Raw genomic sequence first — 26,081 nt, 5'->3', positions numbered from 1 at the left:
TCTGTGTAATCACATGAACAATAAAAAACTCTTTCTTTTAGATGGAATGGCATTAATGTACCGTGCACATTTCGCGTTGAGTAAAAATCCTCGTTTTACCTCAACAGGCATTAATACATCGGCGGTAATGGGATTTACCAATACCTTATTGGATGTGTTGAAGAAAGAAAAACCCACTCATATTGCTGTTGTTTTTGATACTGAAGCACCAACGGAGCGACATACCGAATATGAAGCTTATAAAGCCCACCGACAGGCTATGCCTGAAGATCTGGCTGCTGCTATGCCTTATGTAATTAAGCTCATTACAGGTTTCAATATTCCGGTAATTACGTCAGATGGATATGAAGCCGATGATATTATAGGAACTTTAGCCAAAAAAGCTGAGGCTAAAGGATATCAGGTGTATTGCATGACGCCCGATAAGGATTTTGCCCAGCTGGTTTCCGAAAACATTTTTATCTATAAGCCTGCCCGTATGGGAAATGACATGGAAATTTTAGGTGTAAAGGAGGTTTTAGCAAAGTGGGAAATTGAAAATGTGTTACAGGTTATTGATATTTTAGGCTTATGGGGTGATGCGGTAGACAACATTCCTGGAATCCCGGGAATTGGTGAGAAAACGGCAAAAGCATTGATTAAGCAGTATGGTTCTATGGAGAACATTATTGCGAATAGCCATGAGCTGAAGGGGAAACAAAAAGAAAATGTAGAAAATTTTGCTCAACAGGGCTTAATCTCTAAAAAACTGGCCACTATTCTTTTGGATGTCCCGGTTGAACTGGATGAGCAAAGTTTAGAGCTATGCGATCCAAGCAGAGATTTGTTAGAACCCTTATTTACTGAATTGGAATTCAGAACTTTAGGCCGCAGGGTTTTTGGAGATGAATTTTCGGTTACGACAGCCAAATTTGCTGAAGGCACGCAAACAGATCTATTTGGCAATCAAACCGGAGAAACCATTCAATATACCAACACCCTGGAGGAGGAACCAGCTGTTCAATTGCCTGCAAAAAACATAGAAAATACACCACATCAATATCATTTAGTTGATACACCTGAGCAGAGGGCAGACCTCATCAAATTACTTCTTGCTGAATCACGAATCTCTTTTGATACTGAAACTACCGGAACCGACGCCAATACAGCTGATTTAGTTGGGTTGTCATTCTCCATTAAACCAGGCGAGGGTTATTACATCCCTGTTCCGGCAGATAGAACAGAAGCGCAGGCCATTGTAGACGAATTTAAAGTTGTATTGGAAAATGAAAGCATTGAAAAGATAGGACAGAACACTAAATATGATATCCTGGTACTCAAATGGTATAACGTAGAGGTTAAAGGTAAGCTTTTTGATACCATGCTTGCGCACTACCTCATTGATCCGGATACACGCCATAATATGGATGTGCTTTCTGAAAATTATCTGGGCTATTCACCCATTTCGATCACCACCTTAATTGGAGCGAAAGGTAAAAATCAGGGCACGATGAGAGACGTTCCGGTAGAAAAGGTGGTTGATTATGCAGCCGAGGATGCAGATGTAACCCTCCAGCTTGCACATGTTTTTGAACCCAAACTCAAGGAGCTTAATGCCGCTAAACTGGCTGAGGAAATCGAAAATCCTTTGGTTTATGTACTGGCAGATATTGAAAAGGAAGGGGTACGTATTGATATAGAAACCTTAAAAAATTATTCTGCTGAGCTGGAAACAGACATCATTAAATTTGAACAAAATGTTTATGATAAAGCCGGAATAAAGTTTAACCTGGCCTCACCAAAACAACTTGGAGAGGTATTATTTGATAAATTACAATTAGATCCGAAAGCCAAAAAAACCAAAACCGGTCAGTACCAAACTGGCGAAGATGTATTATTGGCATTGGCGGGTAAAAGCGATATTGTTCAGGATATTTTGGATTTCCGCCAGTTGCAAAAGTTAAAATCAACCTATGTTGATGCGCTTCCTTTGATGGTAAATCCAAAAACAGGACGGGTTCACACTTCTTATAATCAGGCGGTTGCCGCTACAGGAAGGCTGAGTTCCAATAACCCTAATCTGCAGAATATTCCGATCAGAACAGAACGTGGAAGAGAGGTGCGTAAAGCATTTATTGCCCGCGACGAAGACCATATTCTGCTTTCGGCAGATTATTCACAGATAGAGTTGCGCATCATTGCGGATATCAGCAAAGAAGAAAATATGCTGGATGCTTTTAGCAAAGGTATTGACATTCATACGGCTACTGCAGCAAAGGTGTACGGTGTAAGTATTGAAGAGGTTGATGGAACGCAGCGTAGAAATGCCAAAGCAGTAAATTTTGGAATTATTTATGGTCAGTCTGCTTTCGGATTATCTCAGAATCTGGGCATACCGCGTAAGGAGGCAGCGGAAATTATTGAGCAGTACTTTGCACAGTATCCTGGTATAAAGCGCTACATGAGCGATACCATGAACTTTGCACGTGAGAACGGGTTCGTAGAAACCATCATGGGCAGAAGGCGCTATTTGAGAGACATTAATTCTGCCAATCAAACAGTAAGAGGCTTTGCTGAACGAAATGCGATTAATGCACCGATTCAAGGTTCGGCGGCAGATATGATCAAAATCGCAATGATCAATATTCATAAAGATATGAAAGCACAAAACTTACAATCAACCATGACCATGCAGGTGCATGATGAGTTGGTTTTCGATGTGCTTAAAACCGAAAAAGAAGCAGTGAAAGCCATCATCTTAGAGCGAATGCCAAATGCCATTAAAACAACAGTTCCAATTGTTGTGGAAATTGGCGAGGGTGATAACTGGTTGGCGGCTCATTAGATTTTTTTTATTATCTTCATTAAATCTTCATCCCCATTAATCAATTTTATATCAACAAAAAAATTAACGAGTAAAACAAAAATTAAAGGACATGAAAAAGTTATTGAGTTTAATCGCAGTCGCAGCATTTGGTTTAACAACAGCATTTGCGCAAACACCAGCAGCTACCACTACTCCTGCAAAGAAAGTAGTTAAAAAAGAAGTGAAAACGGCCTCAGCTCCTGTAAAAGCAGGTGTAAAGCAAGAAGCTAAGAAAGTTGAGACTAAAACAACAACTACTGCAACCAAGTTAAAGGCTGATGGTACGCCAGATATGCGTTTTAAAGAGAATAAAACTAAAGCAGTAACCAAAGTAGCTGGTCCAACGAAGAAAGATGGTACCGCAGATATGCGATACAAAGCCAATAAAGTGACTACAAAAACAGTAAAAAAGAACTAGGTTTAGGTTTATAATTGAAGGGGTTGCTCCGAAAGGAACAGCCCCTTTTTTGTTTTATAGGCTGATACTTTCACCGATTTCGGGCAGCAAAAGTGTTTTCTGCTCGCGGGCAAATTTATCTAGCGCAACTTTCGTATCAATTTCAATTACCGGGAACGTGTTATAATGAACGCCAATTACTTTACCACAATCGAAATATTTGGTGGCAATTAAGGCATCATCTACATCCATAGTGTAATTGCCGCCAATAGGGAGAATAGCATAATCCAAGTTGTATAAATCAGCCAAAATCTTCATTTCAACTGTTAAGCCGGTATCGCCGGCAAAATAGATTTGTTTACCATCCACTTCAATTACAAATCCGGCAGGGTTCCCGCCATAGCTCCCATCAGGTAAACCTGCGGAATGTGTAGCAACTACCATTCTTACTGTTCCCCAATCAAAGGCAAATTTCCCGAAGTTCATGGGATGCACATTTTCAATACCTTGATTTTTAACCCATCCAATTACTTCTGGGATCGCAATTACCGTTGCGTTGGTTTGCTTTGCCAGTTCCACTAAATCTGCAACATGATCGCCATGCCCGTGGCTAACTAAGATGTAATCCGCTTCAATCGATTTAATATCAATATGCTTAGCTAAGGGGTTCTGTGTAATAAAAGGATCAAATAAAAGCTTCTTGGTCGAAGTTTCAAGCAAGAAACAGGACTGACCGTAATAAGTATATTTCATTTTTTATGTTTTAGTAATTATTACCAAAAATTAGTATCAAGTAATTAGTATCAAGTAGCAAGACTTAGAGCAGATGGAGCAAGGATCAAAGAGCAAAGAACAAGGGCTGAGTATCTAAAAAGAACCTTGTATAGGTTAAGCACAATGTCTAACTACTAACGACTATGTACTAACTACTTTGAAAGTATCAAGATTTGAGTATCAAGTGTCAAGACTCGAACCAGCGCCAGAAAATTGCTTCCAATGCTATTTGCACTCTAAACTCTAGACTACCGACTCCAAACTTATTTAGCCCCCAAACATGCCGCCTAAGCCACCCAACATATCTTTGGCTGAGGATTGCATTTCGGCAGCGCTAACCTGCTCGGCACTTGCTAAGGCCTTGTTAATCGCAACCTGCAATAGCTCTTCCAATTCTTCTCTGTCGGCAGTTTTGTAAAATTCCTCATCTATAGCGACGCTGGTGATGGCCTTATTGGCAGTAGCTGTAATTTTAATGGCGCCATTCTCCACTTCGCCGAATACAGAAATGGTATCTAATCTTTTTTTAATTTCCTCAGCCTTTTGTTGTGCTGCAAATAATTTATCAAACATATTTTTGAGTTTATATTATAAGGCGAAATTAGGACAAATTGTTTTCTGTTTCACCTTTTTTGCAAAAGCAAATTCTAAATTTTCTTCCCAATGGAAGCCGATAAATTATTTAAATATTAATCTTCGTCAGAGCCCGGTAAGCTGCCATTTCCATGATAGGCACCCTTACGAATCACTGGCATGTTTAAATGCTTATACAGCTCATCTAAATGCATTAAACTCCCGTTGGTTAAATTGCCTAAGAAAATTACGATGATGTTTTTATCCAGGTCGCGAACATAAATATGGCGGAAACCATGCCACCAGCCAGTATGGTAAACAACTTTATCCATCTTCTCGCCGTCGAACATTCTCCAGCCATAACCATAATTAAAATGTCCATTTACAGGTTTATTTCGGCCTACATATGCAGAATCAACACTTTTCTTGGTGAGTAATCTGCCATTTTTAAGGTATTTATCATAAAGAACCAAATCATGAACAGTACTGTAAATACCCTTATCACCAACGGGGCCATCCAAAAAGTTTTGTACAACAGAATATCTCCAGGTACGGTCATGACCAACCACATCCACAGGAACTTTCTCATATTCGGTAGTCGAATAAACGTGTGTATGCTTCATTCCCGCCGGTTTAAAGATATGTTCCATCATATATTGTGAATACCGCTGTCCGGTTACCTTTTCTATAATGGCGCCTAAAACCATAAAGTTGGAATTATTATAGTGAAAGCGATTATCTGGTTTAGTATATGGGTTAGGTTTCTTCTCTGCAATGATATTCATCACCTCCTGGTTGGTGATACCCTTTTTCATATTGCGTTTCTCTTTGCGCCAAATATCATCAATGAAGTAAACGTAATTCATCATTCCGCTGCGGTGAGTAAGCAACAATTTCACTGTGATGCCCTCGTAAGGGAAGTTAGGAAAAAACTTTTTTACGTTATCGTTAAGCGATAATTTTCCTGCCTCAACCAACTGCATGATAGCTGTGCCGGTAAAGGTCTTGGTAATAGAAGCCAGTTCAAATTCAGAATTAATGTTTAAGCTGTCGCGATGCAAATAATCTGCCCAGCCAATGGCTTTTTCATAAAGGATTTTTCCATCCTTGGCAACCAGCATATTGCCATTAAAACCATATTTCTTATGTAAGTTCTGAACAAAATCAGCAATCCATTTATCGCCTTTTTCTGGGTTGTATGCTATTAAAAGGCTATCGGCTTTATCGTCTTCCTTGGTGCGGATTTTTTTTTCAGCTTCTTTTTTCTCTTCAGCTTTTTTACTTGAACAAGCGGTTAACAGGGATAAAGAGAGGGCAAAAGCCGAACATATATATTTAAAATTCATTAATATTCTGGGATAGTAGATTTAAAACCCGAAAATTAAAGAATTTTGAACGGTTAAAACGAAAGAGTTTTACACATTTTCGCAATTTTGTTTATACCAGCACTCAAATAAATGTCCTTTGCTGCCATATACAGGATCGCTATCTGGATTTTTAACTTTTGCAATATCTTCATCAGCTTCAGGGCGTTCTTCCGGCTTGCCGTATTTCATGTTATAATCGGCTCCATAAGGGTAGGCGCCAACTACAGTAAAGTCTTCAGTGGAATTTAATTTTTTATGCGCCACGCCTGCCGGAATCACGACTACATCTCCTTTATCAAGCTCAATACATACACCATGTTCTCCACCAAACTGAACATCCGCTTTGCCACAGTATACACCCATCACTTCGTGTGTATTGCTATGGTAGTGGTGATAATCAAAAATGCCATCTACCCAGGTATTGGTATATCCATTTTGTGCAAAAATCTTCTTTATAGCTTCTTCTGTTTCATCGGGATGAATAAGCAGTGCTCCTTTGTAAATCATTAATGGCAAATTAGGATTGTTAGGGAAATTGCCATTCTCTTCTATTTTATGTGCAACCAGATAGGCTTCTTGTACCAGTTTTTCTTTGTCCATGGTAAGGTGTTTTAATGTTTAACAAAGAAGAGGGAAAAGGGTTTAGAATTTGAGAAGTTTCCCGCTGATCACGCAAATTAACGTTTCAATATGATCAATATCGCAGCATCAATCTACAGAAAAGTAAATGGGATATAAACAAAAAAAAGGCTTCCAAATTGGAAGCCTTTAAAATATTCTGAGTGGAAACTAATTAAGCCAATAACCTGATTGGTTCCTCTAACAATCCTTTTAGAGTTTGTAAGAATGCAGCACCAGTAGCACCATCAACCACACGGTGATCACAGCCTAAAGTTAACTTCATTATGTTACCAGGTACTACAGCACCATTTTTAACTACAGGAACTGCTTGAATTGCACCTACAGATAAAATTGCGCCATCAGGAGAGTTGATAATTGAAGTAAACTCATCAATACCAAACATACCTAAGTTAGATACGGTAAAGGTAGAACCTTCCCAATCTGCTGGTTGTAATTTTTTAGCTTTAGCTTTAGCGCCATATTCTTTAACCTCAGCAGAAATGTGAGACAAAGATTTGCCATCAGCAAAACGAACCACAGGTACCAATAAGCCATCTTCAACAGCCATTGCCACACCAATGTTAGTATGCTCATTGAAACGGATTTTATCTCCGCCCCATGATGAGTTAACTGCAGGATGTTGTTTCAAAGCAACTGCAACAGCTTTAATTACGATATCGTTGAATGATACTTTAACAGGAGCAACAGCGTTGATTGCTGTACGAGCAGTCATTGCGTTATCCATATCAATACTGATCGTTAAATAGAAATGTGGTGCAGTAAATAAGCTTTCTGCTAAACGTTTAGCAATCACTTTACGCATTTGAGAAACAGGTTTCTCTGTAAATTTCTCTTCACCAACATAAGTAGGGATCACCGGAGCGGCTTTCTGTGCAGGAGCACTTGCAGCTTCAGTATTTGCAGTCGCGGCTTGTGCAGCTGGCTTAAAGTTCTCAATATCTTTCTTAATGATACGACCACCTTCTGCACTACCTGCAACTTGTGATAAATCGATTCCCTTATCTTTAGCAATTTTCTTTGCTAATGGAGAAGCTTTAACACGGCTATCTGAAGAAGTTTCAGCAACCGGAGCAGATGCACTTGCATTAGCAGTAGCTTGTTTTTCTTCTTTAGGAGCCTCAGCACTTTCGGCTTTTTTCGCAGGAGCAGAACCGCCAGCTAAAATACCGCTAACATCGGTACCTTCCGGACCAACAATGGCAATAATGCCGTTTACTTTTGCAGCCTGGCCTTTTTCAACACCAATGTGTAATAAGGTTCCGGTAGCATAACCCATAACCTCCATAGTTGCCTTATCGGTCTCTACATCAGCTAAAACATCATCGTCCTTAACTTTATCACCCACTTTTTTATGCCATTCAGCAATAACGCCTTCAGTCATGGTATCGCTAAGCAAAGGCATACGGATAACAGTAATACCTTTTGCGGCTAATTCATCTTCACTTAAAGCACCACCCTGAGCAGGAGCTTCTTCTTTTGGTGCCTCAGCGCTTTCAGCTTTTGGTGCTTCAGCAGCAGGCTCAGCAGCACCTTGTTCAGCAGCTAATGCAGCTTTATAGTCTTCGCCCTCTTTACCGATAACGGCCATGATAGCATCAACAGGAACAGCCTGACCTTCTTCAACGCCAACGTATAGAAGTGTACCATCCCAATAAGATTCCATATCCATTGTTGCCTTGTCAGTTTCTACTTCTGCCAAAACATCACCGCTTTTAACTTTATCGCCCACTTTTTTGTGCCACTTAGCCAAAACCCCTTCGGTCATGGTGTCGCTCATTTTGGGCATTCTAATTACATCAGCCATTATATCTAATTAATTGAAATCTTAAATATTGTTAGTCCATTACGTAAGGGTAGTTCTCAGTCATATATACATCTTTATATAACTCAGATGCATCTGGCCAAGGAGATTCTTCTGCAAATTTCACAGCCTGATCTACAATAGCTTTAACTTTAGCTTCTACTTCCTCAATCCAAGCCTGATCAGCATACTTTTCTTTAAGAATAGTTTCTCTTGCATGTTCAACCGGATCTTTGGCTTTGTAATCTTCTAATTCTTCTTTTGTACGGTATTTCGCAGGATCTGACATGGAGTGTCCACGGTAACGATAGGTTCTCATTTCTAAGAAAGTAGGCCCTTCACCTTTACGTGCACGTTGAATAGCCTCATCCATTGCATTATGTACAGCAACAGGATCCATTCCATCAACAGGCGCACAAGGCATATCGAATCCTAAACCAATTTTATAAATATCAGTCATGTTGGTGGTACGTTGTACCGATGTTCCCATTGCATAACCGTTATTTTCGCAAACAAATACTACTGGAAGTTTCCAAAGCATTGCCATATTGAAAGTTTCGTTTAAAGCACCCTGACGTACAGCACCATCTCCCATATAGCAGATGTTTACATTGTCTGTACCTTTATATTTTTCGGCAAAAGCAACGCCAGCACCCAAAGGAATCTGACCACCAACAATTGCGTGCCCACCATAAAAATTATGCTCTTTGCTGAACATGTGCATAGAACCACCTTTACCTTTTGAGCAACCAGTAGCTTTACCATACATCTCGGCCATGATACTATCTGCACTAACACCCAATGCAAGGGCGTGAGCGTGATCGCGATAGGTTGTAATCATTGAATCGCCTTTTTGCATAGCAGATATTGCTCCTGCAACTACAGCTTCTTGCCCAATGTATAAATGACAAAAGCCACGAATTTTTTGTTGTCCGTATAACTGGCCAGTTTTTTCTTCGAACTTGCGCATCAGCAACATCGATTCAAACCACTTTAACCAGGTATCTTTATTTATTTCTACTGCACTCATTTCTTGGTATTGTTTTTTTGCGACAGCAAATCTAATTTTTTTATTGTAATTTTTGACACTTTTTAGTGTAAAAACATCAACGTTAAGAGCTTCTTTTAAGATTTAACTGTTGTTTTACAATTAAATCGTTAACTCTACGCTTTATCAGCTAAAAAAAGAGATTTTACAGAATCAAAAAATCACCCTTTATCACAGTATAGGTTTTAATTGATGGTAAAATTTAATTCTGCATATTTAGCTTTGGTCGTAATTTATAAAAGTTGTTTTGTCAGGCAATTGGCACTTCATTGCAAGTGTAAAAAAATCATGAAATTGAATAAAAATTTTTAATTGATGCTTCGGAAAGTAAATAAATGGCAACCATTTAGGCAGATGATCTTTCCATTTTATCTTTTCAGGTGCTAAAAGCTTTTCGTTGAGTTTGTACCTTGCTGGCCGCTAACCTAAATAAAAAGCTTAAAAATGACAGTTTTTTAGGGTGATTTTGATACACGTTTGTATCGGGGAAAGACAACAAATGTTAATAACTTTTACTTTTTAACAATTTACATTTGGATAACATTTGTATAATTAATACTTTTGGCAACCAACAATAAGCCCATGTGGTGTACGTTAATGTGTAAGTGAATTACCCAAACATAACTGTATAACATGATTAAAAAATTTTTGTTTTCATCTCTAATCGCCATCTGCACGGTCTCAGCAGCATTCGCACAAACAAAAACTAAAGAATCTGGTAAAGAATTAAATGATCCTGACAACTTAGCATCACAGTATTTTTCGCAAGTGATGGGGGTTGCTGTAGATGCGACGGCTAACTTAAAGTTATATAAGTTTATCTACGAGTGGATCGGTACTCCGTACAGTTACGGTGGAAATACCAAAAAAGGAATTGATTGCTCGGCTTTTACGAAAGCGATCTATGATAAAGTTTTCAACACTACCATCAGAAGAAATTCACGCGATATTTTTAGTATGGTTGATCCATTATCTAAAGAAGATTTAAAAGAGGGTGATTTAGTTTTCTTCAAGATAAAAAGCAGAAGTATTTCTCATGTGGGTATTTACCTTGGAGATAACAGATTTGCGCATGCATCCAGTTCAAGAGGTGTTGTTATCAGCAATCTAAATGAGCCATATTACAGTCGTTATTTTTACAAAGGTGGACGAGTTTTGGAATCATTTAAGAAGGAATTTACAGTAGAATAATTAGTTGCCAGTTAAACAGTTGGACAACTAAATAGTTTAAGAACCTTCGGGTTTAACTCAAAATATATCAATCCTCCACAAGAAATTCTGGAGGATTTTTTATTGAATAAGAAATCATTCATGAAGTTTATCCATAGCATTATCATTTCAGCTTTATCCTTTGTGTTACTGGCCAGCTGCACCAGTAACAATGCACAAGTAACGCCAGTTGTAAAGAAGCAAGATACAATCGTGAGGAAGATTAAAGATACCATCAGTATTGTTGCTGTTGGAGATATTATGCTCGGCTCTGCTTTTCCATCAAAGCTCAACCTTCCACCTGATGATGCAGTGAATAGTTTTGAGGCAGTAGATAGTTTGTTGAAGGGCGATATTGTGTTTGGCAACCTGGAAGGCTGTTTCCTTAATTCTGGCAATTCCAATAAATGCAATGGCATAAACCCCAATAATTGTTATGCTTTTCGTATGCCCGAGCGTTACGCAGGGATTTACAAGAAAGCTGGTTTCAATGTACTCAGTATAGCCAATAATCATGTTGGAGATTTTGACAGCCGTGGCCGCAAGAATACGGCAAGAATTCTCGATTCCTTAAAAATTCATTATGCTGGCCAATTAAATAAGCCCTTCGAAATCTTTGAAAAAGACAGTGTTAAATATGCTTTTTGTGCATTTGCGCCTAATGAAAATACCGTTTCTATCAAAAATATCGATAGTGCTAAAGCACTGGTAGCAAGACTAAAGACTATGGCAGATATTGTAATTGTTTCTTTTCACGGAGGTGGAGAAGGTGCCAGGTTTGAACATGTGACCAAAAAAACAGAGATCTTCTATAACGAAAACAGAGGGAATGTATATGCTTTTGCGCATGGAGTGATTGACGCGGGAGCCGATGTGGTGCTGGGGCATGGTCCTCATGTAACGCGCGCAGTTGAGGTTTATAAAAATAAGTTTATAGCCTACAGCATGGGAAATTTTTGTACTTATGGTATGTTCAGTTTAAAAGGCTGGAATGGCTATGCTCCTTTGTTACAACTGAAAATAAACAGTAAAGGCGACTTTCTTTACGCAGATGTTGTTTCTGTAAAGCAGGATAAAATCAACAGGCTTACCCTGGATGAAAATCATAACGCTTTTAAACGCATTCAACAGTTAACAGATATTGATTTTACCGGTCATCCCCTCCAATTTGAGAACAATAAGATTACGGTCAAAAATTAGCAAGCCGGTGGTTATTTCCAATTTAATTCCGAATCTTTGTTCATGAAAAAAGGATTGATTATTCATTATATTATTGGCATCGCTGCTGTATTTCTGGTATTTGCAGCAGCTTACTATATTCAGCAAAATCCGAAAAACTTATTGTCTGCAGGCATTATCATTTTAGCAGGTTGCCTGGTGGCCTTTAGCCAATATCAGATTATTAAGCAGAAAAGGAAGTAACTGGTTAATCAAAGCCTTACCGTAAGCATGTGCTTTTGCTTAATTTAAAATGCTTCTGTATCTTCTAGCAAACCAGCTAATGATATGCAGAGGATTTCACAAATCTGAAGTACCCTTGCCAGTGGCACATTCCTGATGTTGCGTTCGTTTTTTGAGTATACATTTTGAGAAATCTCCAATTCCTGGGCCATGTATTCCTGGCTGTATCCGAGTATCAAACGTCTAATTCTAATTTTCCTACTAATTGCTTCTAACTTTTTATCATCCATTTTTGAGCGTAATTGACTGAATTGGGGATGTCAACTCGTTTTGTTAATGGGTATACTAATCTATGAAATTTTAGCAAAAACTATCTCTAACCTATTGAAAATTAAGGGCTATAATTTAAACAAATAGCGTTTAGCTTTCGACAAAATAATTGGATAATTTCAATTCATCATTGTGGAGAATCTGAAAATCCAAAAAAGAGTAGGGAAAATCTAAATTGAAGAATTATGTTACTAGCATTAATTGTCGTCTTAGTTCTCATCCCAACTACTGCAAATTAAACCCGTTTGGGATGTATCATTAAAGTATGCATCCCAAATTATTCTTATGTTTGATTATGTTGATTAGGGCTTATTTCAGTTTGAAATTTAAGAACTGCTTTCGTCAAATGATGGAAATAGGCCCCTTTGGTGTTATTTTGGCAATATTTTTTCTTTGTCAGTTGTTTCATCGAGAACTATATGGTTTTAACAGCTTAGTATACTGGGCTATTTCATTACCCTTTCTGTTCATAGAAATTCACAATACTCGGGGAGATAAGGGTTTTGTTAACATTTATTTTAAACAGTCATTCTTTATATTTACACTTGAATACCTACTCTTGTGTATTCCGCTTTTGGCTCCTATGGTGCTTTATGGAGCATATTTTCATGTAATTGTAGTTTTTACTTCAATTATTGTTGCCCCAGTTTTTCCGATGAAATTTAAGAATGTGCATATCATTCCTACAATCTTCCCGCGACTTTCATTAGATTGGATTAATGGACTGAGAACATCTTATTTACGATTTGTTGTTCTTTTTGTGGCTGCATTGGCCGGAGCATTTGTCAACAACATTAAGGTTGTTGAGGCTGCTATTTGTATATCATTTATTTTATCAACGGATTTTAATACCGAATTTGAACCAAGTTACTATCTGTTACAATATTCCGGTCAACCAGTTTACACACTGATAAGAATTGTCGGATCATCTTTAATCAGTTTTTTGATCTTCAATAGTCCTTTTTTAATTGTTTTGTTATTAGCATCTGAACATGACCTTGAGCTTTTTCTGAGGATGGCCGGAGCAATTATAGTATTGCATTTACTGCTTCTTCTTTTAAAATACACAGTCTACCGTGCCATTAATCATCTCTCTTATACATTGCTAAAAATTTTCTTACTTTCCTTAGTGATGATTTCTTTTTACAATGAGCGATTGGAGTATCTTATGCTTATCCCGCTTTTATTTTTGTTCGCCCTTAAAAGAATTACCAGAATAACGTATGGTTGAAATTAAGAATTTATCAAAAAGCTATAGGTTGGGAAAGTATGTGTTAAACAACATTACTTATCATTTTGAATCAAAAAAGATTACTGGTATTGTGGCCAATAATGGCGAGGGAAAAACAACTTTATTTAATTGTATTTATGGCTTGGATAGCGCTTATACTGGTCATATTCAGTTTGACTTTCCTGTAGGCAAGGATCAGAAATCCAGATGTGGCTATTTACCCACAGATCTTTATTTTTATCCGAAGATTACAGGTAGGGAATATGTTATTTTTTGTGCTACTGCACGGCAAAAGAGCCATGATAGAATAGATGAATGGGCGGAGTTACTCGATTTACCATTAGATGATTATGTCAGTAACTATTCTACCGGCATGAAGAAGAAGGTAGGCTTACTCGGGCTAATTATTCAGGATAATGATGTTATTATTCTCGACGAGCCCTTCAATGGCCTTGATATCGCTTCAAATATACTGCTTAATACAATTCTGCTTAAACTTAAATCGCAAGGGAAGACTGTATTGTTAAGCTCCCACATACTTAGCACCCTAACCGATATATCGGATTATATCGTGGTTTTAAAAGGAGGTCAATTTAATGCTATTTACGAGAAATGTAACTTTTCAGCACTTAAAATTGATATGGATGCAGACAATAATAGAGCTGAAAAATTAATTGAAAAGTTAATGTAGCTAGTTTTATATAACTCAAGTTAACTCTCATCCTTAGTATTTCGTACTAAGCCGATTCCTGATACAAAGAAGATGAGGCCAATGATGCCATACACCAATAAACCTCTTGTATTTTGGTCGTGATTAACAAAACCATAGCCTGCATATATTAATCCTATAATCCCAAGGATAGTGAGTACAGTTCCGAAAGTGCGTTTTACGTTCATGATTTGAATATTTGTAACATAAGACAAAGCAATGACCATTTTTGTTTTACAGCACATAAAAATGCCCGTTACATTAACTGAAACGGGCATTTTTATATGAGTGATTATGTAATGATTATCCATTCACTCATTCAATAATTTATTCATTCCTGATTACCAAACCCCTAACCTGTTCTCTGGTGCAATGTACATCTTAGCTGTTGCCGGAATATTGAATGCTTTGTAAAAAGCTTCCATATTGTAAACAGGTCCATTTACACGGAACATTTCAGGGCTATGTGGGTCGGTTTTTAAGCGGACACTCATGCGTTCAGGGCGATCCTTTATGCGCCATACCTGTGCAAAACTTAAAAAGAAGCGTTGATCTGGTGTAAAACCATCAATTTTTTTGTCTCCTTTTCCTTGTTCGGTTAGTTTAAAAGCATCATACGCAATGTTTAATCCACCAAGGTCGGCTAAATTTTCGCCCAAAGTTAATGAGCCATTTACATGTTGGTTATCCAATAAAGTAAACTTGTTATAAAATGAATCTACTTTATCTGTTTTTACCTTGAATTTTGAGGCGTCAACACTGTTCCACCATTCCTTTAAATTTCCCTGAGCATCGTATTGGCGTCCCTGATCATCAAATCCATGTGTCATTTCATGGCCAATTACCGCCCCGATTGCACCATAATTGATTGCATCATCTGCCGCGAAATCAAAAAATGGAAATTGTAAAATTCCGGCAGGAAAAACAATTTCATTAAATGAAGGATTATAATAAGCATTTACCGTTGGAGCGGTCATCATCCATTCGGTTTTATCCACAGGCTTGCCAAGCTTATCCATCATTTCTTTATATGCATGTTTCTTTGCAGACTGGAGGTTGGCATAATAAGTATCCTTTGAAATTTCTACATCATCATACTTCTTCCACTTATCCGGGTAACCAATTTTTTTGATAAAGGCGTTCAATTTCTCCAGTGCTTTTTTCTTAGTTTCTGGTGTCATCCAGTCTAACTTTTGAATGCGTTCAGCATATACTTTTTGAAGATTATTTACCAGTTCGAGCATCCTTTTTTTCGCCTCTGGTTTGAAATATTGTTCGGTGTAAAGCTGCCCTAAAAGTTCACCTAAATTATCATCAGTAGTATTTACCATCGCTTTCCACCTTTCTGTTTGAGATGGCTGTCCATATAAGGTTTTACCATAGAAATTAAATCTGGCATCTCTGAAAGCCTGTGTTAAAGCATTTGCCGAACGGTTTAGTGCATCAAGCTTAAGCTTACTCTTCCAGGCGGCAAGTGGCTGACTTTTAATCAATGTTGAAAGTGCCTGATAATATTTAGGTTGTCTCACCAATACGGTATCAGTTGAGGCACCGATTTTGGTTAAAACAACTTTCCAGTCGATGTTAGGTGTTTGCTTTTGAAAGTCTGCAACTGCTAATTTATGATAGTTCTTTTGTGGGTTTCTAAGTTCTACAGGTGTAGAATGCGATTGCGCAATTAAAGTTTCTAATTTTAAAATTTCGCTGGCATTTTTTGAAGCGTTGGAAGCATCTCCGCTAAGCGTAAATAACTTTTCTACATACCTGGTATATTCTGCACGTATTTTCTTTGCCTTATCATCTTGGTCCAGGTAATAGCTTCGATCAGGTAAGTTGATACCGGATTGCGAGAACGAAAGTATATTTTGAGTACTGGCCTTGTCGTCTGGTTCAACGCCGAAGCCCAGCAGGTCTCCCTCACCATTTTTATACCCTTCCGATACAAAATTGATTAATTCCTTATCATCTTTAATCTGATCAATTTTGCTGAGTAAGGGTTGAATAGGCGTAATAGCGAGTTTTTCAATTGTTATTGAATCCATTCCACTGGCGTAAAAATCACCAACTTTTTGTTCCAAACTCCCTTTGCTGGCCTTGTTTTTAGCCGCTTGCTCTAAAATCGATTTTAAGTTTTTGATATTGTCGTTGTAAAGCGTGTAGAATGATCCCCAGCCGGTTTCCGTTTTGGGGATCACGGTGTTTTTTATCCATTTGCCATTGGCATACAGAAAGAAATTGTCCCCTGGTTTTACGGTAGTGTCCATGCCTGCCGTATCAAAGAAAACCGTTCTTTGGTCTCCTCCATCATTTTGCTGATGGTTTTTGTTCTGGCATGCAGCAACCAAAAGTAGTGCACAGGCAGGCAGAATAAATAATTTTTTCATCTTTTAATTTAGTTAATTGAGATGAAGCTGTTAGGCGCTTAGAAACGAAGAGATTAATGTTACTTCGAACTTACAGTTTCATGAGTTTATAAATTAGTTATTTAAAGCTACAAAATGCTTCCTGTAGTTTGTATGAATTTTTTCATAACTTCAGGAAAAAATCTAATTTATGCAATACACTATTTACATTCTTATTTTTATAGGAATCATCATTCTCTTCAGCTCATTTGTTACAGTAAAACAAGGAACCATTGCGGTAATTACAGTATTTGGAAAGTACCAAAGGTTACTTAGGCCTGGCTTGAGTCTGAAAATCCCTTTAATCGAGCAGATTTACTCCAGGATATCTATTCAGAATCGGTCAGTTGAATTATCGTTTCAGGCAGTAACTCAAGATCAGGCTAATGTATATTTTAAAGCGATGTTATTGTATTCTGTTATCAATCAGGATGAAGAAACGATCAAAAATGTAGCGTTTAAATTCGTTGATGCAACGAACTTAATGCAGGCTTTAATTCGTACGATAGAAGGCTCCATTCGTGCCTATGTAGCTACTCAAAAACAAGCCAATGTACTGGCTCAGCGAAACGAGATTGTGTTGCACGTTAAAGAGCAAATTGATCAGGTTTTAGATGGCTGGGGTTATCACCTCCAAGATCTTCAACTGAATGATATTACTTTTGATGAGGAAATCATGCGTTCAATGAGCAGGGTTGTAGCATCTAACAACTTAAAAGCAGCTGCTGAAAATGAAGGTCAGGCACTTTTAATTACCAAAACCAAAGGTGCAGAAGCGGATGGTAATGCCATTAAAATAGCCGCAACAGCGGAAAGAGAAGCGGCTCAACTCCGTGGACAAGGGATTGCTTTATTTAGAGAAGAAGTTGCAAAGGGTATGTCCAACGCCGCCCATGAAATGCAACAAGCCAATCTGGATACTTCAGTAATTCTTTTTACCATGTGGACCGAAGCCATTAAACAATTTGCAGAGTACAGCGAAGGAAATGTAATTTTCTTAGATGGAAGCACAGATGGTATGAATAATACAATGAAACAAATGATGGCCATGCAAATGAATAAACAGAATGAGCCGAAAGGGAAGTAGTCTAGTACTTAGTACTTAGTCGTTAGTATTTAGACCTATCTGGCAAGTTGTCTTGATACCTGATACTAGATTCTTGATACTTATTGGAGTAGTTAGTACTTAGTCGTTAGTATTTAGACAAAGTGGCTATACGTCAAGTTGTCTTGATACCTGATACTAGATTCTTGATACTTATTGGAGTAGTTAGTACTTAGTCGTTAGTATTTAGACAAAGTGGCTATACGTCAAGTTGTCTTGATCCTGATACTAGATTCTTGATACTTATTGGAGTAGTTAGTACTTAGTCGTTAGTATTTAGACAAAGTGCCTATCCGGCAAGTTGTCTTGATACCTGATACTAGATTCTTGATACAAAAAACAAACAAGCCCCGAAGAAATATTTCTCCGGGGCTTGTTTGTTTAGGGCGGGCTGCATTAGAATGCTGTACCCAGGTTCATTACATAATTGCCGGATTGTTGCATAAAATCACCCATTACTTTTAATGATTCATCTTCAATAAAATCAAAGGCATCCTGTTTAGTTATTTTTTCACCTTTTTTAATGGCAGGTAAGCCTCTTAATGCCCTTAATTCGTTCTGACGAGCTAATGATTTTGCTTCCTGCGCCTCGCGCTCTGCTTTTAATTTATTTTCATTCAAAGTAACTGAAACTTCGGCATCACGTTTTTTAAGGTCTGAGATATCTTGCTTCAGGTATTTAAAGTCTAAAGAGCTTGAAATACGTTGTTCGCTGTTTTTTAATAAACCAGCTTTAACAGCTGCTAAATTGGCTACAGGCTTAAAGTTTGATGTTGGGATAACGTCCCATGGCAATGCAGAAGGCTCGGTATCTTCACCAATTTTGTCCATTGGATAAATAGAAGGAAACACTACATCAGGGGTAACACCTTTATGCTGTGTACTGCTACCGGCTACACGATAGAACTTAGCCATGGTTAGGTTAATCTGACCTAAATTAATATCAGCCGGATTAGTTGAACTTGGCGCTGTACCTGTTGTTTTATTTTTTGTAATTAAACCGGCAACACGTTGGAGCATGCCTGGATTCACCAATTTGTTTAAATCAATGGACGACTGTACCGTTCCTTTGCCATAGGTTTGCGTACCCATCACAATACCACGACCATAATCTTGGATTGCACCTGCGAAAATTTCTGATGCAGAAGCACTTAACCGGTCTACAATTACACCAAACGGGCCATCCCAGGCTACGCCAGTATTCTCATCTTCGTCTACTTCAATTTTACCACGCAGGTCTTTTACCTGAACTACAGGCCCCTTATCTATAAATAAGCCAGTTAAAGAAATGGCTTCAACCAAAGATCCTCCGCCATTGCTTCTTAAGTCCATAACAATGGCATCCACCTTATCGAAGGTTTTTAAAGAATCAATTAGCTTTCTTACATCACGTGTAGTACTCTTATAATTTTTATCGCCCGAGTTGGCAGCTTTAAAATCAGCGTAGAATGCAGGTAAAGAGATTACACCAATTTTATAACTTTTACCATTGGTATTGATTGTTTTTACTTTTTTCTTTGCTGATTGGTCTTCTAAAATAATTTTTTCCCGAACCAATTCAACAATTACTGGTTTGGATGACATTTCTTTACCAACAGGGATCACTTTTAAGCGAACTTTGGTTCCTTTTGGCCCTTTGATTTTAGTCACGGTTACATCAAGTCTCCAGCCTACTACATCAACAAATTCACCATCACCTTGCGCCACTGCAATAATTTTGTCGCCAGCACTTAACTGTTTGCCTTTAAAAGCAGGTCCGCCGGGTATAATCTCAGAAATTTTTACCACCTCATTTTCCAACTGTAAGCGGGCACCAATTCCTTCAAATGAACGAGACATATCTTCATTGAAAGCTACCGCATTACTTGGATTGAAATAATTTGTATGCGGATCAATAGATTCAGTAAATGCATCCATTAAAATCTGGAAAACATCCTGATTGTTTGCTTTTGAGGTTTGAGATTGTAAATTCTGGTAACGTTTGGTAAGTGTCTCAATATTTTTCGCGCCGGTTGTGCCGGCAAGATTTAAATTGATTAATTCATATTTAACGCGCTTTTTCCAGGTATCATTTAAAGCCGTTACCGATGTTGCCCATGGCATTTTTTCCCTGTCATAAATGTAAGTATCGTTCTGATTAAAGTCGAACTTAGTTTTAATCTGTGCCAGAGAATAAGTAAAATACTCATTCAGCCTCTTCGCATAAACATTATAAATATAGAAAGGAGCACTTAGATCACCATTTTTAAAGTCGTCATCTAGTGTATTTCTATATTTTTCGAAATCTTTGATATCTGAAGCAATGAAATAGTTCCTTCCCGGGTCAAGTGCTTTAATGTAGCGATCCAAAATCAGAGAGGATATAGAATCATTGATCTGAATTTTTTTATAATTGTAGCTCTCAATCAGGTTTACAACCTCTTTGATTACCAGCTGTTGTTGCTCGTCCGGCTTAATATTGGTAACACCATCAACAATGGGTTGTGGCTTAGGTGCGGCATGACAAGCTAGTACTGCAGCAGTGAAAATTATCAAAAATATTCTCTTTAACATCTCTTTAAACAATTTAAAATCCATTTCTAATTCTATATAGCCAATATGGTACCATTTTATCGAAAAAACAAAAAAGAGACAGCAAAAATTACCGTCTCTTGTTAAATCGTATCAAATTTAGCTAAAAGCTTTCTATTAAGCAATTTATTGAAACAACGCTAACACGATATTTTTGTTTTAGTAGAAGAAGAAAACAAACGTTTTTTGTTTTCCTAATGACAAATAATTTGGGGTATTTCCAGCTGTATTGTACGGTTTTTAGCTCTTAATGCGTAAGAAATACAGTTAATCTGTAAGCTATTACAGTTCAGCCATTACTTTTTCGCGGTGCCTTTATTGGCGATTACTTCTCTGGCATCTTTTATCTGGACTTTGTATTGAGTAGATTTTATGGAGCTAGCCAGATATTCAGCAGTTTTTAAATCTTTTAAGGCCAGCGTGAAATCTTTTTTCTTAATTTTTACCTGTGCAACGCCTAAAACCGATTCAATATAGGAATTATTGCTCTTTAATTGTTTCGCTAAAATGCCTTGCTGGGTATAAAACCACATGGATTGGGTATATTTATTATTAGCCAGATATACTTTGCCAAGCAGATTGTAAGTATTCATCAGGCCTATTCTGCTACCCATTTTAGAGTAGTTTTTCAGGGCAACATTAAGTAAAATTTGTTCAGCATCAGTAAAGCGGCCCAACTGATAATGCATGTTGCTCATTTTAATAATGGCCTGGCCGTATCTATTGAAGTTTCTGACTGCGTTATATTCGAATGCGGCTTTGCCGAACATGGTTAGCGCATCATTATATTCACCTTTACGCTCCAGACTTTCTGCTTCATCAAAATATGTATTCCCATCAGCCTCATCAAATTTAGAAACAACAATATTAATGGCAGATCCACCAGAATTAAGTTCCTGGTTATCTGATTTATCGATGTTTTGAGCGTAAACTTGAAATGACGCAAAAACGCTTATGCAAGCCAATACAATTTTGTACATGCAACAAAAATAATACTTTAATTGAATTTTTTAGTTAAATACCTGTAAATTAACATCAAATGCCGCCCAAACCATGTAGGGATGAGAATCGCAGTGATAAATCTCTCCATCTGCAGTAATTCCTATCACCCCTGCGAAACCGTCAAATGTCTTAAGTTCAGTAAAAGATTTATCGCATGCAGCTTTTAGCGAAAAGCCATCCGTAACGCGTGTAACAATTTTTGCCGCTAAGGCGCCACTTACAATATCTTCTCCGACACCTGTGCAAGAAATGGCTGCATGTGCATTGGCATAATTTCCGGCAACTGTAGCTGAGTCACTTACCCGGCAGGGAATTTCAAACCCTTTTCCACCTGTAGAAGTTGCAACGGCAAGATTACCTTTAGAATCTAGCGCCACACAACCTACTGTTCCTGTATTATTTTGTTGATTTAATTTGGCCTCATATTCAATTTGTCTTTGCTCGGTGATTGGATTAAAATACTTAAATCCATTTTTTCGGGCAAATTGCTGTGCGCCTTCTCCGCTCAACACACGATCATCATAAGGCAGTAAGGATAAAGCTATAGAAATTGGATTTTTAACATCCTCAATATTAATTACACCACTAAATTTTTCGGTTTTTCCATCCATCAGAGATGCGCTTAGCCGTACCTTTCCATCGCTTTGTATTTGAGAACCTATACCTGCATTAAACAAGGCATTATCTTCCAGTAAAGCAACAGTGTACACAACAGTTTCCAGGGCTGTGTGCGTTTTCAGGTATTCGTGCCCTAGGGTAACTATTTCTGCCAGAGCGTCTTGCTTGGCCTTTTTGGTCTCCTGGTTGGTAGATGATTCACTGAAGAAACCACCGTGTATAATTATTTTCATTTTGTTTGATCAGGGATAATTGGCTTCGCAATACCGGTTAGGCTATTGGCGCGGCCTTAGGATGATGGATAACTAAGCTATGGTCTTTTAAATCATAAACGTCCCCATCGCACATTACGTGTACAACCATATTTTTTATAGATACCGGTTGTCCCATTTCAACATCTGTTAAATTGGTGTCGGCCATGTTTCTGCCGTCTACCAGGATTACCATGCCAGAGCCTATGGCTTCCATTACATGTCCGTCAGATATATATAAACCGGTGTCTTCCCCTAAACCAATGCCTAAATTGCCGGGATTGCTGGCTGCTGCATAAAGCAATCTGCCAATTCTCCCCCTTTGAACAAAATGGGTATCTACAATAACATCATCTATAAAACCTAATCCACCGGTTATTTTTACTTCACCTTTAAGCAAGGCATCTTTACTACTACCCTGATAAATCATGTTTTTAGAGCTAGCTGCAGCTCCTGCAGAAGTACCCGCAATTACTACAGCTTCTGTGCGGTATTTTTCCAGAAGTATCTGATGGATTTTGGTTCCTCCAAAAATGGAAGAAAGCCTTAACTGATCACCTCCTGTAAAGATGATTACATCGGCAGCTTTAATGCGTTCACAATTTTCTTCGGCATTGGCTTCTTCCCTATTGGTAACATTTAAAACCCCCAGATTATGAACATCCAGTTGCGCATATGCCTTAATGTATTCTTCTCCAACCTTTTCTGGCATCAGAGAAGCGGTAGTGATAATTTCAAAACGAGATTCCGTATTTTTAACAGATTCAGTCGTGATGCGCTTTAAAATTCCCCGCTCAAAAAAATTCATGTTTTCAGGTAGTCCAAACTGCGTTTCTGCAAAACTACCTGTATTTATTGCGCCGCCGATGATGATGAGTTTACCTTTCGGAACCATTTGTTGTGTATTATAGTGCTATCAAAAAGCCCAAATATATCAGCTTAAGATAAAAAACACGACTTTTTTTGTCAAGAATGTTCGCTTTATCCACAAACGTTGAAATAAATATGACTAAAAGCCAATATTTTATTCATTTTCATAAAACAAAATCTTAATAATTTGATTTTGCTAATTGAAGTAATGAATTCAAATTAATTGCATATTTTACAGACAGCAATTTTATCAGTCGGAATGGAGTTTGATTGGCGAAAAAGCTTGTAGATTAAAACTAACAGCAACCTATTTAATGAAGATACTGAGCATACAAGTATTAAGAGGACCGAATATCTGGTCTATAAGTCGTAAAAAACTCATTCAGATGCGTTTAGATCTGGAAGATCTGGAGCAAAGGCCCACCAATGTGATTGATGGATTTAGTGAGCGGATTGAGAAGTTACTCCCCAGCATGTTTACCCACCGTTGTTCGAAAGGCGTTGAGGGTGGTTTTTTTACCAGGGTAAAGGAAGGGACCTGGATGGGCCATGTAATTGAACATATTGCTTTGGAAATTCAGACGCTTGCCGGTATGGATACGGGATTTGGACGTACGCGTCAAACCAAAACAGAAGGCATTTACAACGTAGTATTCAATTATATTGAAGAAAAAGTAGGTATTTATGCAGCGGAAGCTGCGGTAAATATTGCTCAGGCGTTAATAGATAATAAGGAATATGATCTGGAGCACGACATCCGCAGGATGAAGGAAATTAGGGAGCTGGAACGTTTAGGGCCAAGTACCGGATCAATTGTGGAAGAGGCTGTAAGCAGAAATATCCCCTGGATCAGGTTAAATAAAAGCTCATTGGTGCAGTTGGGTTACGGAAAAAATCAGGTTCGATTTAGGGCTACCATGACCGAAAAGACCAGTTCAATTGCCGTAGATATTGCCAGCAATAAAGAGGAAACAAAAAGGTTATTAACCGAAGCGGCCATTCCGGTGGCTTCAGGCGTAACGATTTCTAATCCCGATGATTTAGAAGCTTCAGTGAATAAAGTTGGGTTTCCGCTTGTTTTTAAACCGTTGGATGGCAATCATGGAAAAGGAGCTACCATTAATGTTAAAACGATGGAAGCCGCAAAAGAGGCATTTGAGTATGCCAAAACCTATTCCAGGAAAGTAATCATCGAAAAATTTATTACCGGATACGACTTTCGTGTTTTGGTAATCGACAATAAAGTGGTGGCTGCAGCCCAGCGGGATCCAGCACATGTTCGCGGAAATGGAATTCATACTATTCAACAGTTAATCGATCTGGAGAATGAAGATCCCCGCCGTGGTTATGGGCATGAAAACGTGCTCACGGAAATCGCTGTTGATCGGGACACTTTGGATTTATTAGCCAAAAAAGATTATACGCTGGAGACCATCCCCGAAAAAGGAGAGATCGTTTACCTGAAATCAACGGCAAATTTAAGTACAGGAGGAACATCCATAGATGTTACGGATATTGTTCATCCACAAAATATCTTCATTTGCGAGAGAATTTCGAGGGTTATTGGTTTAGATATCTGCGGAATCGATATTATGGCTCAAAACCTTACACAGCCCTTAACCGAAAATGGTGGTGTGGTTTTAGAGGTTAATGCAGCTCCTGGGTTCAGAATGCACCTTGCTCCCAGCGAAGGCTTGCCTCGTAATGTAGCGGCTTCGGTAATTGATATGCTGTATCCGCAGGGAAAATTATCGCAAATTCCAATTATTGCTGTAACCGGTACAAATGGCAAAACAACTACAACACGCTTAATCGCACATATTGTACGTAGCAATGGTAAAAGAGTAGGTTTCACCACGAGTGATGGTGTATATGTTCATAACACCATGTTGATGAAAGGTGATACCACCGGACCGGTAAGTGCCGAGTTTATTTTAAAAGACCCAACAGTTGAATTTGCCGTATTGGAAACCGCCAGGGGTGGGATTTTAAGGGCAGGTTTAGGGTTTAATGCTTGCGACATTGGGGTAGTAACCAACATTCAGGAAGATCATTTAGGTTTGGCCGATATCCATAATTTAGATGATTTAACCCGTGTAAAGGCGGTTGTAATTGGCGCAGTAAGGCGAAAAGGATGGGCAGTATTGAATGCTGATAATGGTTATTGCGTACGCATAGCGAAAGATGCCAAATGCAATGTAGCCTATTTTAGTATGGATGAAAATAATCCTGTGATTAAAGAACACTGCCGAAAGGGAGGAATTGCAGCCATATATGAAAATGGATACATTACCATTAAAACCGGTGATTGGAAACTGAGGGTAGATAAAGCCACCCATATTCCCTTAACCTTTGGTGGATCTGTTAATTTTATGATTCAGAATGTATTGGCGGCCACCCTGGCGGCATATCTATGGGGTTATAAACCGGAAGATATTCGTTTATCCTTAGAAACTTTTATTCCTTCTGCAGCACATACCCCCGGACGAATGAATGTTTTTCGCTTTAAGGATTTTAAAGTTTTAGTAGATTTTGCACACAATCCAGATGGGTTTAATGGTGTAAAAGCTTATTTGCAAACTGTAGAAGCCACAGAACATGTAGGCATAATTTCGGGAACCGGTGATAGACGGGATGAAGACATCGTTGAAACGGCAAAAATTGCTGCCCAGATGTTTGATAAGATTTACATCTGTCAGGAAAAATACCTTCGCGGAAGGGTGCAGGCGGAATTGGCCGATCTATTAGTTAAAGGTATTAAAGAGGTTGATCCTAATAAAGAAGTTATCATTAATCACAACAGTGCCGCTTGTTTAAAAGATGCAATTGATACCGCTAAAAAGGGCTCTTACCTTACTATACTGAGCAATACCATAGATAATACCATCCAAAGGGTAACCGAACACCTGGATAGGGAATTAGAAGGGTAATATAA

The 26,081-nt window shown here is 38.2% G+C and carries 22 protein-coding genes; 9 read left to right on the top strand and 13 right to left on the bottom strand.

What is annotated here, in order from left to right:
- Positions 1-13 precede the first annotated feature (13 nt).
- Both polA and ACQY77_RS10900 read left to right on the top strand, forming a co-directional pair.
- Positions 14-2,824: a DNA polymerase I gene (gene polA, locus ACQY77_RS10905; RefSeq protein ID WP_421942109.1), complete on the top strand. Its 2,811-nt coding sequence runs from the start codon at positions 14-16 to the stop codon at positions 2,822-2,824.
- 91 nt (positions 2,825-2,915) lie between these two features.
- The gene (locus ACQY77_RS10900) at positions 2,916-3,263 is read left to right on the top strand and encodes a hypothetical protein (RefSeq protein ID WP_421942110.1); all 348 of its coding nucleotides are present in this window, start codon (positions 2,916-2,918) and stop codon (positions 3,261-3,263) included.
- A 54-nt stretch (positions 3,264-3,317) separates the two neighbouring features.
- On the opposite strand, the gene ACQY77_RS10895 is transcribed toward ACQY77_RS10900, so the two are convergent.
- The 6 genes from ACQY77_RS10895 to pdhA all read right to left on the bottom strand — a co-directional run bounded on the left by ACQY77_RS10895 (position 3,318) and on the right by pdhA (position 9,429).
- Complete coding sequence (locus ACQY77_RS10895; protein WP_421942111.1) at positions 3,318-3,995, bottom strand: metal-dependent hydrolase; 678 nt, start codon at positions 3,993-3,995, stop codon at positions 3,318-3,320.
- Between the two features lie 288 nt (positions 3,996-4,283).
- Complete coding sequence (locus ACQY77_RS10890) at positions 4,284-4,589, bottom strand: YbaB/EbfC family nucleoid-associated protein (protein WP_421942112.1); 306 nt, start codon at positions 4,587-4,589, stop codon at positions 4,284-4,286.
- A 116-nt stretch (positions 4,590-4,705) separates the two neighbouring features.
- A complete protein-coding gene (locus tag ACQY77_RS10885; RefSeq protein ID WP_421942113.1) occupies positions 4,706-5,935 on the bottom strand; it encodes a serine hydrolase domain-containing protein in 1,230 nt (409 codons plus the stop codon).
- Between the two features lie 69 nt (positions 5,936-6,004).
- Positions 6,005-6,556 (bottom strand): cupin domain-containing protein, encoded by a 552-nt coding sequence (locus ACQY77_RS10880; RefSeq protein ID WP_421942114.1) that lies wholly within the window; start codon positions 6,554-6,556, stop codon positions 6,005-6,007.
- Positions 6,557-6,749: 193 nt separating this feature from the next.
- Positions 6,750-8,402, bottom strand: coding sequence for a 2-oxo acid dehydrogenase subunit E2 (locus ACQY77_RS10875; RefSeq protein WP_421942115.1), 1,653 nt, complete (start codon positions 8,400-8,402; stop codon positions 6,750-6,752).
- Positions 8,403-8,433: 31 nt separating this feature from the next.
- A complete protein-coding gene (gene pdhA / locus ACQY77_RS10870; protein ID WP_421942116.1) occupies positions 8,434-9,429 on the bottom strand; it encodes a pyruvate dehydrogenase (acetyl-transferring) E1 component subunit alpha in 996 nt (331 codons plus the stop codon).
- A gap of 651 nt (positions 9,430-10,080) precedes the next feature.
- Here pdhA and ACQY77_RS10865 point away from each other — a divergent pair.
- From ACQY77_RS10865 to ACQY77_RS10855, 3 genes are all read left to right on the top strand, one after another.
- Positions 10,081-10,638 carry a C40 family peptidase gene (locus ACQY77_RS10865; RefSeq protein ID WP_421942117.1) on the top strand — a complete coding sequence of 186 codons (558 nt, stop codon included), beginning with the start codon at positions 10,081-10,083 and terminating at the stop codon, positions 10,636-10,638.
- Positions 10,639-10,758: 120 nt separating this feature from the next.
- Positions 10,759-11,856 (top strand): CapA family protein, encoded by a 1,098-nt coding sequence (locus tag ACQY77_RS10860; protein WP_421942118.1) that lies wholly within the window; start codon positions 10,759-10,761, stop codon positions 11,854-11,856.
- A gap of 42 nt (positions 11,857-11,898) precedes the next feature.
- Complete coding sequence (locus ACQY77_RS10855; protein WP_421942119.1) at positions 11,899-12,078, top strand: hypothetical protein; 180 nt, start codon at positions 11,899-11,901, stop codon at positions 12,076-12,078.
- Positions 12,079-12,122: 44 nt separating this feature from the next.
- Here the strand turns inward: ACQY77_RS10855 and ACQY77_RS10850 are convergent, their stop codons facing one another.
- Entirely contained in the window at positions 12,123-12,347 is a 225-nt protein-coding gene (locus tag ACQY77_RS10850) for a helix-turn-helix domain-containing protein (protein ID WP_421942120.1), read from the bottom strand.
- Positions 12,348-12,733: 386 nt separating this feature from the next.
- Here ACQY77_RS10850 and ACQY77_RS10845 point away from each other — a divergent pair, with 386 nt between their 5' ends.
- Positions 12,734-13,618 (top strand): hypothetical protein, encoded by an 885-nt coding sequence (locus ACQY77_RS10845; RefSeq protein ID WP_421942121.1) that lies wholly within the window; start codon positions 12,734-12,736, stop codon positions 13,616-13,618.
- On the top strand, positions 13,611-14,309 hold the full coding sequence (locus ACQY77_RS10840; RefSeq protein ID WP_421942122.1) for an ATP-binding cassette domain-containing protein: 699 nt from the start codon (positions 13,611-13,613) through the stop codon (positions 14,307-14,309). Before ACQY77_RS10845 ends, ACQY77_RS10840 begins: the two co-directional genes overlap by 8 nt.
- A gap of 20 nt (positions 14,310-14,329) precedes the next feature.
- Here ACQY77_RS10840 and ACQY77_RS10835 read toward each other — a convergent pair whose 3' ends face one another.
- Both ACQY77_RS10835 and ACQY77_RS10830 read right to left on the bottom strand, forming a co-directional pair.
- Positions 14,330-14,515 (bottom strand): hypothetical protein, encoded by a 186-nt coding sequence (locus tag ACQY77_RS10835; protein ID WP_421942123.1) that lies wholly within the window; start codon positions 14,513-14,515, stop codon positions 14,330-14,332.
- A 153-nt stretch (positions 14,516-14,668) separates the two neighbouring features.
- Complete coding sequence (locus ACQY77_RS10830; protein ID WP_421942124.1) at positions 14,669-16,711, bottom strand: M13 family metallopeptidase; 2,043 nt, start codon at positions 16,709-16,711, stop codon at positions 14,669-14,671.
- Positions 16,712-16,880: 169 nt separating this feature from the next.
- Here ACQY77_RS10830 and ACQY77_RS10825 point away from each other — a divergent pair, with 169 nt between their 5' ends.
- Complete coding sequence (locus tag ACQY77_RS10825; RefSeq protein ID WP_421942125.1) at positions 16,881-17,816, top strand: SPFH domain-containing protein; 936 nt, start codon at positions 16,881-16,883, stop codon at positions 17,814-17,816.
- Between the two features lie 414 nt (positions 17,817-18,230).
- Here the strand turns inward: ACQY77_RS10825 and ACQY77_RS10820 are convergent, their stop codons facing one another.
- The 4 genes from ACQY77_RS10820 to ACQY77_RS10805 form a co-directional block, all read right to left on the bottom strand.
- A complete protein-coding gene (locus ACQY77_RS10820) occupies positions 18,231-20,387 on the bottom strand; it encodes a carboxy terminal-processing peptidase (protein WP_421942126.1) in 2,157 nt (718 codons plus the stop codon).
- A 314-nt stretch (positions 20,388-20,701) separates the two neighbouring features.
- A complete protein-coding gene (locus ACQY77_RS10815) occupies positions 20,702-21,385 on the bottom strand; it encodes a hypothetical protein (protein WP_421942127.1) in 684 nt (227 codons plus the stop codon).
- 30 nt (positions 21,386-21,415) lie between these two features.
- Positions 21,416-22,258 (bottom strand): isoaspartyl peptidase/L-asparaginase, encoded by an 843-nt coding sequence (locus ACQY77_RS10810; protein WP_421942128.1) that lies wholly within the window; start codon positions 22,256-22,258, stop codon positions 21,416-21,418.
- Positions 22,259-22,295: 37 nt separating this feature from the next.
- Positions 22,296-23,171, bottom strand: a complete 876-nt coding sequence (locus ACQY77_RS10805) for a cyanophycinase (RefSeq protein WP_421942129.1) — start codon at positions 23,169-23,171, stop codon at positions 22,296-22,298.
- 289 nt (positions 23,172-23,460) lie between these two features.
- On the opposite strand from ACQY77_RS10805, the gene cphA reads away from it, so the two are divergent.
- Positions 23,461-26,076 carry a cyanophycin synthetase gene (gene cphA, locus ACQY77_RS10800; protein ID WP_421942130.1) on the top strand — a complete coding sequence of 872 codons (2,616 nt, stop codon included), beginning with the start codon at positions 23,461-23,463 and terminating at the stop codon, positions 26,074-26,076.
- Positions 26,077-26,081 lie beyond the last annotated feature (5 nt).

It is taken from the genome of Pedobacter sp., from assembly GCF_965279535.1.
Taxonomy (GTDB): Bacteria; Bacteroidota; Bacteroidia; order Sphingobacteriales; family Sphingobacteriaceae; genus Pedobacter.
This window is presented reverse-complemented; position numbering and strand designations above follow the sequence as displayed.